The 14,345-nt window shown below is 57.3% G+C and carries 14 protein-coding genes; 10 read left to right on the forward strand and 4 right to left on the reverse strand.

Features of this window, described 5'->3' with window-relative positions:
* Positions 1-4: 4 nt before the first annotated feature.
* Together MF268_RS19110 and MF268_RS19115 are read right to left on the reverse strand one after the other, a co-directional pair.
* Entirely contained in the window at positions 5-961 is a 957-nt protein-coding gene (locus tag MF268_RS19110; protein WP_238372454.1) for an alpha/beta hydrolase, read from the reverse strand.
* Positions 958-1,623, reverse strand: a complete 666-nt coding sequence (locus MF268_RS19115) for a GntR family transcriptional regulator (protein WP_238372455.1) — start codon at positions 1,621-1,623, stop codon at positions 958-960. Before MF268_RS19115 ends, MF268_RS19110 begins: the two co-directional genes overlap by 4 nt.
* A 155-nt stretch (positions 1,624-1,778) precedes the next feature.
* Between MF268_RS19115 and MF268_RS19120 the strand changes: the two genes are divergently transcribed.
* The 10 genes from MF268_RS19120 to MF268_RS19165 all read left to right on the forward strand — a co-directional run bounded on the left by MF268_RS19120 (position 1,779) and on the right by MF268_RS19165 (position 13,135).
* The gene (locus MF268_RS19120) at positions 1,779-2,648 is read left to right on the forward strand and encodes an alpha/beta hydrolase (RefSeq protein ID WP_238372456.1); all 870 of its coding nucleotides are present in this window, start codon (positions 1,779-1,781) and stop codon (positions 2,646-2,648) included.
* Entirely contained in the window at positions 2,648-3,760 is a 1,113-nt protein-coding gene (locus MF268_RS19125) for a C45 family autoproteolytic acyltransferase/hydrolase (protein ID WP_238372457.1), read from the forward strand. The genes MF268_RS19120 and MF268_RS19125 overlap by 1 nt, the downstream gene beginning before the upstream one ends.
* Before the next feature lie 56 nt (positions 3,761-3,816).
* A complete protein-coding gene (locus MF268_RS19130) occupies positions 3,817-5,373 on the forward strand; it encodes an ABC transporter substrate-binding protein (RefSeq protein WP_238372458.1) in 1,557 nt (518 codons plus the stop codon).
* Between the two features lie 26 nt (positions 5,374-5,399).
* On the forward strand, positions 5,400-6,347 hold the full coding sequence (locus tag MF268_RS19135) for an ABC transporter permease (RefSeq protein WP_238372459.1): 948 nt from the start codon (positions 5,400-5,402) through the stop codon (positions 6,345-6,347).
* Entirely contained in the window at positions 6,344-7,192 is an 849-nt protein-coding gene (locus MF268_RS19140; RefSeq protein ID WP_238372460.1) for an ABC transporter permease, read from the forward strand. Before MF268_RS19135 ends, MF268_RS19140 begins: the two co-directional genes overlap by 4 nt.
* Position 7,193: 1 nt before the next feature.
* Entirely contained in the window at positions 7,194-8,975 is a 1,782-nt protein-coding gene (locus MF268_RS19145; protein ID WP_238372461.1) for an ABC transporter ATP-binding protein, read from the forward strand.
* Positions 8,972-9,616: an FMN-binding negative transcriptional regulator gene (locus MF268_RS19150; protein WP_238372462.1), complete on the forward strand. Its 645-nt coding sequence runs from the start codon at positions 8,972-8,974 to the stop codon at positions 9,614-9,616. The genes MF268_RS19145 and MF268_RS19150 overlap by 4 nt, the downstream gene beginning before the upstream one ends.
* Before the next feature lie 1,009 nt (positions 9,617-10,625).
* Positions 10,626-10,832 carry a cold-shock protein gene (locus MF268_RS19155; protein ID WP_238372463.1) on the forward strand — a complete coding sequence of 69 codons (207 nt, stop codon included), beginning with the start codon at positions 10,626-10,628 and terminating at the stop codon, positions 10,830-10,832.
* 169 nt (positions 10,833-11,001) lie between these two features.
* Complete coding sequence (locus MF268_RS19160) at positions 11,002-11,925, forward strand: fatty acid desaturase (RefSeq protein WP_238372464.1); 924 nt, start codon at positions 11,002-11,004, stop codon at positions 11,923-11,925.
* Positions 11,926-12,496: 571 nt separating this feature from the next.
* Positions 12,497-13,135, forward strand: coding sequence for a transglycosylase domain-containing protein (locus MF268_RS19165; protein ID WP_238372465.1), 639 nt, complete (start codon positions 12,497-12,499; stop codon positions 13,133-13,135).
* Positions 13,136-13,496: 361 nt separating this feature from the next.
* Here the strand turns inward: MF268_RS19165 and MF268_RS25270 are convergent, their stop codons facing one another.
* Together MF268_RS25270 and MF268_RS25275 are read right to left on the reverse strand one after the other, a co-directional pair.
* Positions 13,497-13,955: an ABC transporter ATP-binding protein gene (locus tag MF268_RS25270; RefSeq protein WP_273545095.1), complete on the reverse strand. Its 459-nt coding sequence runs from the start codon at positions 13,953-13,955 to the stop codon at positions 13,497-13,499.
* A 5-nt stretch (positions 13,956-13,960) separates the two neighbouring features.
* Positions 13,961-14,344, reverse strand: coding sequence for an ATP-binding cassette domain-containing protein (locus MF268_RS25275; protein WP_273545081.1), 384 nt, complete (start codon positions 14,342-14,344; stop codon positions 13,961-13,963).
* Position 14,345 lies beyond the last annotated feature (1 nt).

Below are 14,345 nucleotides of genomic sequence, written 5' to 3' on the forward strand. Positions count from 1 at the left end.
GCGGCTATTTTCCCAGATCACCTGCCAGCATTTCGACAATGCGGAAAAAGTGGCGAAGAGCCCGGCCTGAGATACCGCCATGGCACATAAAGCTGTGCAGCATTCCGGGCAGGCATTCGGCCTGCGATTCTACACCGGCCTCGGTCAGAGTCATGGCAAAACGCATGCCCATGTCGCGCAGCGGATCGCATTCGGCGGTAATGATCCTAGTGGGCGGCATCAGATGCAAGTCTGGTTGATGTTCCAGAACATTTTCAGGGCGGTCGATGTCGGCGGCTTCTTGCAGGTAGTTTGCCACGAACCACTGCATTTCGTCATGTTCGAGATTGGTGCCTTTGCCATATTGCTCAACGGAGCGATAGATTTCCGGCCCGGGCTCGGCGGCGAATGGGCGGGCATCGGTTACCGGGTAAATCAGCGTTGCACCGCGCAGTTCCAGTGCGCCTGTTCGACCTGCGTGAAGGGCGGCATTGACCGCGAGATTGCCACCGGCGCTTTCCCCCATGACCGCCATCCGCGCCGGGTCAATTGCAAGGTCTTTGGCTGCGCTCCCGAGCCATTCGATTGCGTCCTGGGCATCTTCGACCGCAGCGGGGAAGGGGTGTTCGGGCGCAAGTCGATAACCGACGAAAACAACCGCCGCCTCCAGCAGATGGGCCAGAGCGCGGGAGTGGTTGTCATATGTTTCTGCGTCGCCCAGCACATAGCCGCCGCCGTGAAAGTACATTATCGCAGGCAGCGGCCCCTCTGAATGCTCCGGGCGGTAGATGGTCACGGTGAAATGGACACCCGTTGGCGAGAGTGTCTCAACCCGCGCCGGGTGCACGACCGGGTAGCCGTTGCCGACGAACATGGCGCGCATGGCGTCGCGGGCATCGGGCAGGGTCATATCCTGCAGGGCTGGGCCGCCGGCCGCGCGGTTGCGTTCGAGCAGGCGTTGCAGGTCTGGATGTATGGTCATTCAATTTCGGGCTCTGCGGACGCGGCGCGATTGCCGCTGATATGGTCGGTGATCGCAGACCTCAGCAGCGTAAGGTCACGCTTTTCGATGGCATCAACCAGCTCGAAGTGGCCTTGCGTGGCCTGCTGAAGCTGGTGCATCGTCTGCCATTGGCCGACGGGTGCGGCTGGGCCACGTTGGCGGAGATCCAGCATCAGTTCGCGCAGCACATCGTTGCGGCAAAAGCTGTAGAATTTGAAATGAAACGCTTGATTTGCCTCGATCTGGGCAAAAGAGGATCCGTGATAGGCGGCGTTTTTGAAGGCTTCGGCGTAGCCGCGCAACTCGGCGATGTCCGCGTCGGTGGCGAATTCAATGACATCGGCCGCAGCTTGACATTCAAGTATCGCGCGCACCTCGCCAACCTGTTTCAAACGTACCGGGTCGGGCATGGGAACGCGGTAGCCCCGATTCGGGATATGTTCGACCAAACGTTTGGAGTGCAGGTTGGTCAGCGCATCGCGGACCTTGATCCGGGTGCACCCATAGCGCTTCTCCATGTCGATCTGCTTCAGCCACTCACCTGGGCCGAGAGCGCCCTTGTTTATATCGGTAATAATCTGCTGCGAGATCTCATCCAAGGATTGTCTGGCGGGTATCGTCTCTTGCTGTGTAGCGGTCATGAAGGCGTTTCCGGCTGTTATGCGGTTATTTTACGCAGGAAAGGCTCCGCTTTCAATATGCTCTACAAAATTGGCGCCAATTTGTAAAAATATTTTGACGCCACAAAGCCAGGCCCCTAAGGTCGGCTTGAAATGACGACTGGAGACCATAGCGAATGCTGCCAAGAGTAGGGGATAGCCCCAAGGAACGATTGAGATCGCTTTACCTGACCGGGGATACCACGATCATTGCCTGCAAGGCGGATCCACGCTTTTGCTATACCCTCTACATTCCCGAAAGCGCTTGGGACGAGCCTGAGAGGGACTTGGATCTGCTTGTCGCAGTGCACGGGACGATGCGGCTTCAATCTCTTTACCGCGATGCTTTTTCGGGTTTTGGCCGGTTCAACAACTGCGCGATCCTCGCTCCGCTTTTTCCTGTCGGAGTTCTGGGCGACATGGAGTCGGGCGGGTACAAATACATGATTGAAGGCGATATCCGCTATGACAAGGTTCTGCTGGCCATGGTCAAGGAGGCGGGCGATCTACTGACCCGGCAATTTGAAAAATTCATGCTTTTCGGTTTTTCCGGCGGCGGGCACTTTACCCACCGCTTTCTCTATCTGCATCCCGACCGGCTCAAGGCGGCCTCGATCGGCGCACCTGGCTCAGTCACGCTATTGGATGAAACGATGGATTGGTGGCCAGGCATCCGCAACTTTGCAGAAGTGTTCGGACGGGGCATCAACTTTGACGCACTGAAGCAGGTCAAGGTCCATATGTCTGTCGGCGCACAGGATCTCGAGAGCTGGGAGATCACCTTCCCCGAGGATTCGCCGAGATACATCCCCGGGGCGAATAGTGCCGGGAAAGACCGCAATGAGCGTCTGCACAGCCTGCGTGAATCGCTCGAGTTGCGGGGCGTCGATGTATGGCACGACATTGCGCCGGGGGTGCCGCATGACATGCGAGGTGTGTTCCCTTATGTCGAACGCTTTTTCACCGACGTGCTGCAAGACAAGCTTCCCACACCGGGTGTGCGCTGATGGCTATCGTACCAAAATTGATCGAGCTCGAAGGCCCGCCGCTTGAACGGGGACGCGCCTATGGCCGCGCAGCAGACACCCAGCTGCGTCACGGGCTTGGTGTATATCGCAAGCTTTTTGAGGAGCATCGTCTGGGCTGGGATAGCGTTCTGTCCTATGCGGCAGAGCTGCGCGAAAGCCTTGCCAAACGAGTGCCGGAGGCGATGGACGAACTCGCCGGCATCGCCGAAGGCGCGGGCGTGCAGCTTGAAGAGGTGCTGGTCATCAATGGCCGTAGTGAGATTATCAATCTCCACGCACAACGCCCAAAGGATACCTCAAAGCTCGACGATGGCTGCACATCGGCCGTGGTCCTGCCCGAAATGAGCGAGAACGGACAGCTTCTGCATGTTCAGAACTGGGACTGGCTACCGGATTGCGCCGAGAGCACCGTAGTCTTGAAGATCCGGCGCGACGACGGTCCTGACGTACTGACCTTTGTCGAGGCAGGTGGCCTTGCAAGGGCGGGTTTCAATTCGGAAGGGGTTGCGATCACCGGCAACAACCTCGTCTGCGCACAGGACGGGACAGCCCCGTTTGGCGTGCCGCTGTCTGTCATCCGCCGCCGCGTGCTAGAGGCGGGGGGATATTCAAAAGCGTTGACGGAACTCTATCTATTGCCGCGCACCGTCTCGAACAACATGACAGTGAGCTGCGCAAAAAGCGGCGATTGCCTGAATTTCGAGACCACGCCCGACCGAATTTACTGGCAGGCGCCAGAAGGCGGCTGCATCACCCACGCCAACCACTTTACCAGCCCGGCCGCCCGTGTACGCGAGATGGACCTCGGGATCGCCCGCGGGGCTGACACTTTGTTCCGGGATCGTCGACTGCGGGGCTTGATCGAAAAAGGCGCGTCGAAACACACGCTCGATACGCTGGCCGAAGCTCTGGATGACAGATTTGGTGCGCCAAGGGGGATCATACGCTCGCCTCAGGGGAACGAAGGCGAAACCAATGCCTATCTCTCCGCGACGGTCGCCATGGTTCTGATGAATGCTGGTGCTGGTGAAATGCGCATTCGGCAACTGCCCTACGCTCACAGCGAAACAACCGTCTTCAGTCTCTCGTAGCTCTGGTCGCGCGGCACGCTTCAAACCTCAATCAATTAAACAACAGGGAAAATAGCATGACTATGAACAAATTCGGTATCGCGAGACTCCTCGCAGCAACGGCGATCGGCTGCGCCGCCAGCGGGAGCGTCATGGCAGAGAGCACAGTCAACATGGCACTGAATGCCGATATCCGCGGCACCAACCCCGGAGTGACACGGGACGGCAACACCGACATCATTCACTCGCAGTTTGTCGAGGGACTTGTGACCTATGCCGACAACTTTGAAATCATCCCGATGCTCGCCGAAACCTATGACGTTTCCGAGGACGGCCTGACCTACACCTTCAATCTTCGCCACGGGGTCAAGTTTCACAATGGCGAGGAGATGACAGCCAAAGAGGTAGAGTGGTCGTGGAACCGGCTGGCCGGGGAAGCGTCGGAAAGCCACTGCAAGAACTACTTCAACGGCGAAAATGGCCTGAAGGTCGTTTCTGCCAAAGCGGTGGACGACTACACGTTCGAAATTACTCTTGATCGGCCCTATGCCGTGTTTCTGGCGACGATGGCGCGGTTTGACTGCGGCTCCATGGGTATCCTGCATCCGGACTCGGTGAATGAAGATGGAAGCTGGAAGAAGCCGATCGGCACGGGTCCCTATGTTCTGGGTGAACACCTTCCCGGCCGCTACGTGGAACTCGAGCGGTTCCCTGATTACGTCAGCCGGGACGAGCCGGTGAACGGCCTCGGTGGCGGCAAACAGGCAGAGGTGGACACCCTTCATTTTGATTTCGTAGGTGAAGGCGCGGTGGCGAAGACGGCCCTCCAGGCTGGCGATCTAGACATCGTGGCGCTCGACGCAATGGCGGCGGCCGAGCTCAAGGAAGCGCCTGGCTTCAAGGTCGATGCGACACAGTCGGCCGTTTGGGATACCTATTTGCTGAACCCGAACGATCCGGTTCTGGCCGATGTGCGGATTCGTCAGGCCATGGCGCATGCTATTGATCCCAGTCAGATCATGGCCGCGATTACCGAAGGGTTCGGTGAGGCTTCGCCTTCGCCGGTGCCGCCGATGTCGAAGAACTTTACCGAGGTTCAGGCCGAGTACCCGGCCTATGACGTCGAGCAGGCCAAGTCCCTGATGGAAGAGGCTGGCTATGACGGTGAAGAGATCAAGATCATCGCGACCCGCCGCAATGGTGCCTACTACGAACGCGCCCTGATGGCACAGGCGATGCTGGCCGATGCCGGATTCAATGCAACACTCGAAGTGGTGGAGTGGGGCACCCAGCTGGAAGCCTACCGCACCGGTGAAGGCTACACGATGCAATCTTTCAGCTTTTCGCCACGGCTCCATGCCGGCCTGAGCTTTGAAATGTTCACCGGCGAGGCCAAGCGCAAGGCGTGGCAGGATCCGGAAGCCGTCGCGCTTGTCTATGAATCACTCGAAACCGGCGATCCGGAACGTTTGCAGGAAATCATCGACGAGCTCTCGCGTCGCTTCAACAAAGAGGTTCCGGCCATTGGTCTCGGCCACCGGATGCTTTTCACTGGCATGTCTGACCGGGTCTCGGGCTTCGAGAACTGGGGTGCGGGCGTGCTGCGCGGTTGGATGCTGCGGGTCTCTGATTGATCCGAGCAGGCTAGGAGACGGCGACCATGTTCCTTTTCGTTGCAAGACGTTTGCTGATGTCGGTTCCGACGCTGATCATCGTCGCCGTCATGGTTTTCTGCCTCGTCCGGGCCTTGCCAGGCGACCCGGCGATCATGATGCTGGGCGGCAATATCGACGACGAGTCGACCCTTCAAATGATGCGCCAGCAACTGGGGCTGGATCAGCCGCTGCCGATCCAGTTCCTCGCGTGGCTGCGCGAGATCTTCTCCGGCAACCTCGGTGTCTCGGTGCTGACCGGTCAGTCGGTCGGCGCCCTCCTGCTCGACAGGTTCAGCGTCACGGCCACCGTGGTGTTGCTGGCTATCACAACGGCGCTGATTGTCGCCATTCCGGCCGGACTGGTGGCGGCGCACCGGCACAATTCGCGCACCGATTACGCCATCGTCTTCCTGACGATCCTGAAACTCTCGATGCCGAGTTTCTGGGTTGGGTTGATGCTACTGGTCGTATTCGGCGCAATGCTGGGCTGGCTTCCAACGGTGGGCTACGTGTCGATGTCGCAAGATTTCGGGCTCGGCGTGACTTACCTTATCCTGCCTGTGACCTCGTTGGCCCTGTCCGAGATCGCGGTGATGACCCGCATGATGCGTGCCGGCAGTCTCGAGGTGATGAACCGCGATTACATCACCCACGCCCGGGCGAAGGGATTGCCCGAGCGGCAGGTTCTGTGGCGGCATGTCTTTCCGAATGCCTTTGCGCCGACGCTGACGATGGTCGGCATCGCGCTGGCGGGCCTGCTGGCGGGCGCGGCGGTAACCGAGACGGTCTTTACCCTGCCGGGTATAGGCAAGCTGCTCGTCGACTCGATTTATGGCCGGGACTATCCCGTCCTGCAGGGTGCGCTGCTGTTCATCGCGCTGATCTATGTCCTGACAAATCTGTTGATCGACATCGCGTATTCCTTCTTTGACCCCAAGGTGCGACTGACGTGACTTTCCTGTTCCGCCTGCTTGGCAAACCCAATGGCCTCATCGGGGCTGTCATGCTTGTCCTCGTCTTATTCACCGCCTTTCTCGGCGCGGTCTGGACCCCGTACGACCCGCTAAAATCCGATCTGCTGAATCGCTTTGCCGAGCCCGGGATGGCCCATCCGTTCGGGACCGACATGTTCGGCCGCGACGTCCTGTCGCGATTGATGCGCGGCGCGTGGGTTTCGGTTTCAATCGGGCTTTCGACACTGATCCTTCCGGTTATTCTCGGCACGTTGCTCGGAGCGGCAGCGGGTTACTTCCGAGGCTGGTTCGACCGGCTATTGATCATGATCCTCGATGCGCTGATGGCCTTTCCGGGGCTGCTGATCGCGCTTGGCCTTATGGCTGTCATCGGGGCAAACCGGTTCGGTGTGATCATGGCGCTTTCAGTCGCCTATCTTCCTGCAGTGACAAGGGTGGTACGCGGGTCCGTGCTCTCGATCAGCCAGAACGAGTTCGTCGAAGCGTCGACAGTGATGGGCAATTCCCGCCTCTATACGCTGCTGATCCATATCCTGCCGAATTGTCTCGCTCCGCTGATCGTACTGACCACCATGATGTTTGGCTGGGTTCTTCTGGCCGAAAGTGCGCTGAGTTTTCTCGGACTGGGCGTACCGCCGCCAGAGCCGAGCTGGGGCAATATCCTGTCGGAGGCCAAGGCACATCTGATGCGCTACCCGCTGCTCGGGCTGCTGCCTGGGGTCTGCATTTCCATTGCCCTGCTCGGCGTGAACCTTCTCGGTGATGCGCTGCGCGACGAGCTTGATCCAAAATCTGGGGCAGCGCCCTCGAAGGAGACGATCTGACATGACCCAGTCAAGGAACATAAGCTCAGATGGCGATGTCCTCCTTGCCGTTGAGAACCTGGAGATTTCTTTCGGGCATGCTGCGGTGGTCAAGGGCGTGAACCTGACTGTCAAGCAGGGCGAAGTACTTGCGTTGGTCGGAGAGTCGGGGAGCGGCAAGAGCATGATCGGGCGCTCGATTCTTGGATTACTGCCCGAACCCGGGCGCGTTACCCAAGGCCATATCCGGTTTGGTAGTGAGGAAATAACTTCTCCAACGAGCCCTGAGGCATTGCGCAAGCTGCGCGGACGTTCCATCGGGCTGATCTTCCAAGAGCCGCTTTCGTCGCTGAACCCGACGATGCGCATTGGTGAACAGATGTTCGAGGCGATGCGGTTGCATACCGACCTTTCCGAGAGCCAGATCCGCGAACGGGCGCTCGACATGCTGCGACAGGTTCGGCTGGACCGGCCAGAGACGCTGCTCAATCACTATCCGCACGAATTCTCGGGCGGGATGCGACAGCGGATCATGATCGCCTCGGTGATGATGCTTCAGCCGAAACTGCTCATTGCCGACGAGCCGACGACAGCGCTCGACGCGGTGGTTCAACGTGAGGTGCTGGATATCATGGAGGAATTAGCCCGGGCCAATGGTACGGCTGTGATCCTTATCTCTCACGATCTCGCCGTCGTGGCGCGCTATGCCGACCGGATCGCTGTGATGGAGCAGGGCGTACTGGTAGAAAGCGGGGTTACACAAAAGGTTCTGACGCGCCCGCAGCATCCGTACACCCAAAGGCTGCTCGAGGCCGCACAACTTGGCGTGCCAGCTCCGGTTGCCGGACGTGAAGGGGAACCGCTCTTGAAGATCGAGAACCTGAGCGTCGATTTCACGGAAAAAGGCTGGCTGGGCCTTGTTGGCGGGAAGGTTCACCATGCGGTACGCGATGTCTCGCTGACGGTTGCGCCGGGCGAATTTGTTGGTCTCGTCGGTAAATCCGGCAGCGGCAAGAGCACCATCGGGCGAGCGGTCTGCGGTCTGACCCCAAGCGTCGGCGGGCGTGTCACCTTTGACGGGCGTGAATTGGGTAGCCTGTCATCGGCGGAAGAGCGCAAACTGCGTCAGCGTATTCGGGTCGTTTTCCAGGATCCATTTTCTTCGCTGAATCCCCGGATGCGGATTGGCCGTATCATCCGCGAGGGTCTGCGCCATGACACCAGCCTGAGCCGGGCCGAGCGGCAACGTGCGGTCGAGGAAATGCTGGAGGCAGTCGGGCTGACTCGCGAAATGGCAAACCGATTCCCGCATGCACTCTCTGGGGGGCAACGTCAGCGGGTCGCCATTGCCCGGGCGCTGATTGCGAAACCGGATCTTATCATCGCGGACGAACCGGTTTCGGCCCTCGACGTGACGATTCAGGCACAGATCCTTTCTCTTTTGAAACGGCTACAGGCAGAATTTGGCTTTGCCTGTCTGTTCGTCAGCCACGATCTCCACATCGTCGAGCAGCTTTGCGCCCGGCTCTACGTTCTGCACAATGGTCGCTTGATGGAGTCGGCGGCGACGCCAGACCTCTTTGCCGCGCCCCGTCATCCCTATACCCGGCTGCTGCTAAGCGCTTCCCCGCGGCTTCAACAGAGTGAGGACGGGGTTATGCTTGCCGAGACAGAGCTGCCGCAGGACGACAGTGACGTGACCGACTACTACGATGCGACACGCCCTGACGACCCTTATCATCTTGTTGAGGCCAAAGCAGGCCACATCGTGGCTGTCAGAGCACGGGAAGCGACCAGCCTATGACACAGTCAATTCGTCGCCCCTATGTTCCGGCGCCCTACAAGATGGGCGAAGACGCCGCGCGAGCGATGATCTTATCCGAACCGTTCTCCTTGCTGGTCACTCAGGGTGAGGCAGGCATCACCGAAGCAACCCACACGCCGCTCTATTTCGAAAACGGACAAGCGGACTGTGGCAAACTCGTCGGTCACATCACCCGTGCCAATCCCCAAGCCGCAAGCGTTGGTTCAGAAACTCAGGCACTCGCGGTTTTCACCGGCCCATCAGCTTATGTGTCACCGGCGTGGTATGTGGAAGATGAGGATGTACCCACGTGGATTTACCAGTCGGTTCAGGTGCGCGGCCCGATAGAGTTGATCGAAACCGAGGAGGAGATGATGGCTCTAATGCTCAATATCGTCTCCCAATCCGAACGTCGTATCGGCGGTACATGGCAGTTGGATCGCATTGAACAGCGCGATATAGATAGAATGATGCTCCGGATCGTCGGATTCCGTATTCACATCGAAACGGTTGTCGGGGTCTCCAAGGTCGAGCAGACGCGCTCTGCTGCGAACCGTGCTGCGGTTGCTGCAAAGTTGGAAGGCGGGCGCGAGATTGGTCGCGACCCTCTCCGCGCGCTTCTGGGCGTGTCCCAGATCTGAATCGTTCTCCCTTTTGACGCTGAGGTTAGGTGCCCTTCTGTTCAGGCGTCCAGCCTTGCGTGATACGCCCCACGACGGACCTTTCTGGATCGATGTGGCGTAGCGGTTTGAACCTTTAGGACTTTTTTGTCGGTCTGCGACCGGCCTCTACGCCCGAATTCGCCTAGGTGTTTTCTCGGCGATGCATCGTCGGCCCAGTACTTACGATGGATCTCTCGAGATCGTCGATTTGCGCCAATTCAGGACTCGCACCAGACTTCAAGGCGTGCCAGTAGATTCCCAATCTTGTGGCATTCCTGAAGGGACAGTTGCGTGTAAAAGGCTTCGATGAGAATTCGGAAAACGTAACTGAAAAATTTTTGCCGCTCTCTCGCCGTCTCAGCGGCTGCCGCGCGACCGCTACAGCCCACGTCGATTTCCGTCTGGCGTCTTTTAGGCGCCACTACTAAAACATAATTCCTACCTTTGCCATCGACGCGGCAGCCGGAAGTTTATGGTCAACGATTGGCCAATTCCATCGGGCGGAGCGCTTAGCAAATTGTCGTCGGACCACATCTCCGCGACCATGGCATCACAGCACATGGCCACGCGGTGACTGGCACCAGGATAGCCGTCAACTTCCTCGTCCAAGTCCTGCGCATTTATGGCGATTTCGGTTCGTCCCAAACCCTCTGCACGGTTCAGCATGCGCCTGAGGACCCTTTGAAAGTCGCCAGGCTTGGGTACGAGTGCAATCATGAAGCAGCTTTGCACGGCTTTGTTTTCAAAGATACCCTCTTGCCTCAAGGGAACTGTCAGATAATGCGTCGTATCGTTCAGTCTTTCTCAAAGACACGCTATTTTCTGAAACCGTGTACTTGCTTTTTGCCCTGGAAACATCCACATGAGGTTGGCTAACGTTTTTCTGCGACCCTCTGCCTCCGTTCAACCGGCTTCAGTCGATCACTCAGTCTGATATTGCCGGGCTGCCGCATCCTGCGGGCAGCACCAAGAATAGGAGATCACGGATATGGCCAATGGCACCGTGAAATGGTTCAACGCAACTAAAGGCTTCGGCTTCATCGAGCCCGAGACAGGCGGACGTGACGTCTTCGTCCACATTTCGGCCGTCGAACGCGCAGGCCTGACCGGTCTTGCCGACGCTCAGAAGGTTACCTTCGACGTCGAATCGGGCCGCGACAACAGAGAGAGCGCGACCAATCTCGCGCTCGCCTGATCCGAGCATAGCCGGGTGCCCTGACAGGCACCCGGCACACCAATCTCTTCCACACACAGATCCTCGACCAACAGTCCTCGGACCGAGTCCGACTCGAGGTTCGGCGCTGTCTTGGAGTCGTCGCCTCGCAGCTTATCGGACCCCGATTCCGTCGCGCAGTCGTTTTGAATTGGTCGTTACGGCACTCCCCTTCGCTTTCATCTTTGCCCTGTCGTGGTGGTCCCTCGCGATCAGCCCGTGGCTTTCGGTCGGCATGTCGCTGACCAACGCAGCCTTCGTCATCCGTCTCTTCGTGATCCAGCATGACTGCGGACACGGCGCTTTCTTCTCGTCCCGGTTCTGGAACGGATGGTGCGGGCGGATTATCGGCGTGCTGACGCTAACCCCGTACGCCATGTGGAAACAGAACCACGCGCTTCATCACGCGACGACCGGTAACCTCGACCATCGCGGGACGGGGGACATCCCCACCCTAACGATCGCCGAATATCGCTCCAGGTCGTTGGTGGCGCGAGCCGGATACCGACTTCTACGGAATCCGTTGGTGCTCTTCGGGTTCATCGCGACATTCAATTTCCTGATTTGGAACCGTGTTCCGCCCAATCCCCTGAAGGCACGACGGGGAGAGTGGAAAAGTGCCCTTGGCACCGATGGCGCAATCATCGCTCTGCTCGGATCGCTTTACCTGCTGGGTGGCGTTCCGGTGCTGGTCTTCGTCTACCTGCCCATGATGGTGCTCGCGGCGATTGTCGGCACATGGCTCTTCTATGTTCAGCATCAGTTCGAAGAGACATATTGGGATCAGGATACAGAGTGGACGGTGCAGGACGCGTCGTATCGTGGCTCGTCCCACTACGTTTTACCGCCAATTCTGACATGGATGACCGGGAACATCGGTGCACATCATATCCATCACCTCGCCAGCCGCATCCCATTCTACCGACTGCCCGAAGTTCTTCGCGACAACGTCCAGTTCAACGAGGTTGGAAGAATTACGTTCTATGAGAGCCTGGGTTGCGCAAAGCTCGCACTCTGGGATGAGGCCGGACGTCGTCTCGTTTCTTTTTCCGAAGCCCGTAAGTTGCCTTCATGATCGCGATTCAAAGGAGCGCGACAGGAACGGGACGGCTCTCCGAATAACCAGTCTAACAAAGCGAGCGTCAACGTGGGAATAAACGTGCAGTCGATGATGTACGCACGACTGCCCTAATCTCAGCTTATGGAAAATTTCGTTTACAGTGATCGCCAACTTTCAGGGCGGGCCGGCGTTTGGTGTCGTCTGCGTTTGCTGGGAACTGTTTGCAGTTTCGGGCTTCTAGGTTCAGGGCGCGCGCGTTGCCCGTCGCCTTTGGGCATCTATCCTCTGAGCAGGTGGTTCGGCCTTGTCCTTGGGTGCCTCTGGCCTTGACGTTGGCGGCCAAAATGCTTCTGCGTATAGTCAGAAATCTCTAGGCTAAAAGGCAGAGGTGGGCTGTAATCGGTCACGACCCGTTTTCATTCAAGAGGTCCGCTATGTGGGACAAAGTTCGCCTTCTCTGCGGATGCGCGAACGGTGACTTTCCGGATGTTGAGAAAAAACTGTAATTGCGTTCCGTGGGTTGACTGGCAATCGGACTTGTTTGGCCTCATTCTCCAAAAAAAAAACCTGTTTGATAGGCTTCCTTATGAGTCCTTCTCAGAAACTACTTTTCAGTATTTTTGTCATCATTGTCTCGGCGGTGGTTGCCAGAGGCGACACCACGGTACCAGAGCTTCCAAGCCCTGATCAAGTACGTAAACACTACCAAAAATTAGCGACCAATTGGCCGACGATACCCCGCACCGCGCAACTTGCATTTGTCGCGGCAGAGGATCGCTATTTCTTTAAACGTCCACCTCAAAACTCTACCATCACACAGCTGATCGGACGTTGGTACCTTCAACCAAGAGATGGGAAACTCCAAAGAATAGCACTTTCATTTGTGATAGGTGAAACACTCTCACATGAAGAGGTTTTGAACTGGTATGTGAACCAGATTTTCCTAGGGCAAAATTGCTTTGGCATTCTTGGCACAGCCTTGGCGTATTTTGGAAAACCTATTGATGATCTAAGACTTGAGGAAATCGCTTACTTAGCAGCACTGCCCAAATCTCCAATCCATTTCCATCCAGTTAGGTCATACGAACGAGCGGTTGAGCGCAGAAATTTCGTGCTGACGGAAATGTTGAAAGCAGGATTTATATCGCACTATGAAGCCCAAAGTGCCATTCAGACGGCCCTTATTGTCAGTGACCCATTGGAGCGTTGCAAACCTGAAGAATAGCTGCCAGTTCGCGGGGCATAGCAGACCTCAACTACAACTGTCGCAGAGTTTGTATTAAATATTCGAAGATGTATCATTGGAAGTCGGTATGGTCTGGAAGACATCACGGCGACGACGGTTAACTCGCCAAAAGTTTATAATTCACGAGCCCAGCGATTTTCACTCCTGTAGTAGCCGATCCTGCATTAAATGGAAAAACGGTCGCGATGAGTGGCTTAAAGATCATTAAGATTTTATTCCTGCACGTACACATCCTGCAGCTGACAACATCTTTGATCTTTGCTCTGGACCAGCAAGAATTCTTTCGATGTTATTGATTGCTGCATGAGCTAATTGGCCAGCGTCGCCTTGACCAACTAGATCAAAATTCTCCGTCTATCCGAACTCGCCAGATAGGTGTACAGGCTTTTCTTCTGGCGATAGTTGGGCTTTTATTCGCTTTCAGCGGGACGATCATCGGGCGGCCGCTCACGGGATCGGGTATCACCTGCGATTTTAGGCCAAAGGACATTTCCAGATTTTCTGGCGTGATGACCTGTTCCGGTGTTCCGGCGGCGACTAACCCATATTGGCCCAGCAGGATCAGCGTGTCCGAGAAGCGGGCGGCGAGGCTCAGGTCGTGCAGCACGCTGATGACTGTCAGGCCATCATCCACGTTCCACTTGCGAAGCAGGCTGAGCAAATCGATCTGATGCACCAGCTTCAGATAGGTCGTCGGTTCGTCCAGCAACAAAAGCGGTGCATTCTGTGCCAGAACCAACGCAATCCATGTTCGCTGACGCTGGCCGCCCGACAGTTCCTGCGCCGGACGATCCGCCATTTCGGTCAATCCCACGACATCCAGCGCATTTTTGAGGCTTGCGAATCGTGCTCGCTCCACGGGGAGAGAAAACCTCTCCACGTTGTCCGGCCCCGTTTGACAAGATCACCGACAGTGATGCCATCTGGGGCGAGGCGAGTTTGCGGCAGGAACACCATCTCGCGTGGCGATGATCGGCTGTTCAGGGCGTGGATGTCTCGACCCTCCAATGTGGCGCGCCCATTCAACGGCTTCACCAACCGTGCCAGCGATTTCAGGAAAGTCGATTTCCCGCAACCGATGGGGCCTAGAATCGTTGTCATATCGCCGCGCTTCAATTCGATGGCCAGATCGTTGATTGCGATATGATCATGATACCCGAGCGACAGGTTTTCAGCTCTCCGGGTCATA

This window comes from Heliomarina baculiformis (assembly GCF_019966545.1).
GTDB lineage: Bacteria > Pseudomonadota > Alphaproteobacteria > Rhodobacterales > Rhodobacteraceae > Heliomarina > Heliomarina baculiformis.

Coding starts and splice junctions, on each gene's coding strand:
- MF268_RS19110 (WP_238372454.1), bottom strand. CDS start 961: ATGACCATACATCCAGACCTGCAACGCCTGCTCGAACGCAACCGCGCG.
- MF268_RS19115 (WP_238372455.1), bottom strand. CDS start 1,623: ATGACCGCTACACAGCAAGAGACGATACCCGCCAGACAATCCTTGGAT.
- MF268_RS19120 (WP_238372456.1), top strand. CDS start 1,779: ATGCTGCCAAGAGTAGGGGATAGCCCCAAGGAACGATTGAGATCGCTT.
- MF268_RS19125 (WP_238372457.1), top strand. CDS start 2,648: ATGGCTATCGTACCAAAATTGATCGAGCTCGAAGGCCCGCCGCTTGAA.
- MF268_RS19130 (WP_238372458.1), top strand. CDS start 3,817: ATGACTATGAACAAATTCGGTATCGCGAGACTCCTCGCAGCAACGGCG.
- MF268_RS19135 (WP_238372459.1), top strand. CDS start 5,400: ATGTTCCTTTTCGTTGCAAGACGTTTGCTGATGTCGGTTCCGACGCTG.
- MF268_RS19145 (WP_238372461.1), top strand. CDS start 7,194: ATGACCCAGTCAAGGAACATAAGCTCAGATGGCGATGTCCTCCTTGCC.
- MF268_RS19150 (WP_238372462.1), top strand. CDS start 8,972: ATGACACAGTCAATTCGTCGCCCCTATGTTCCGGCGCCCTACAAGATG.
- MF268_RS19155 (WP_238372463.1), top strand. CDS start 10,626: ATGGCCAATGGCACCGTGAAATGGTTCAACGCAACTAAAGGCTTCGGC.
- MF268_RS19165 (WP_238372465.1), top strand. CDS start 12,497: ATGAGTCCTTCTCAGAAACTACTTTTCAGTATTTTTGTCATCATTGTC.
- MF268_RS25270 (WP_273545095.1), bottom strand. CDS start 13,955: ATGGCGGATCGTCCGGCGCAGGAACTGTCGGGCGGCCAGCGTCAGCGA.
- MF268_RS25275 (WP_273545081.1), bottom strand. CDS start 14,344: ATGACCCGGAGAGCTGAAAACCTGTCGCTCGGGTATCATGATCATATC.